Source organism: Paenibacillus forsythiae T98, assembly GCF_000520735.1.
Classification (GTDB): domain Bacteria; phylum Bacillota; class Bacilli; order Paenibacillales; family Paenibacillaceae; genus Paenibacillus_AQ; species Paenibacillus_AQ forsythiae.
Map to the genome: position 1 here is coordinate 1 of NZ_ASSC01000367.1, position 363 is coordinate 363.

At 51.2% G+C, this 363-nt stretch carries 1 protein-coding gene; it reads left to right on the plus strand.

Annotated features, from left to right (window positions below; genetic code table 11):
- Nucleotides 1–180: 180 nt before the first annotated feature.
- Nucleotides 181–363: general stress protein (locus L692_RS28565; RefSeq protein WP_036723341.1), on the plus strand; the 183-nt coding region annotated here is incomplete at its 3' end.

Here is a 363-nt window from a genome sequence, read left to right on the forward strand (position 1 = left end):
AGGCCATACCGACCCGCCGCACGCGTCCGGTCAAATAACGGAGAGGCGAGCTATCCGTTTGTCAGATTTGCCCCCGCTTAGGTCGATTTGAAGCCTGTCCTTCACGCTTTCGCCATGTTTGGAAAAGTGGAGCAAGGGTAATATAACTAACGTACACCCAAGACTTAAGGAGGGCTTCAAGTGACAAAGAAAATTATTGGCATTTTCGATACGGAACGAGAGGCGACCAAAGCGATACAGGAATTGCAGGGCAGAGGCATCCGCAATGAAGATATTTCAGTGGTCACGAAGGATCGTGACGATTTGCGGACGATTACGGATGAGACCGAAACTATGGCTCCGGAGGGAGTCGCTACAGGAGCC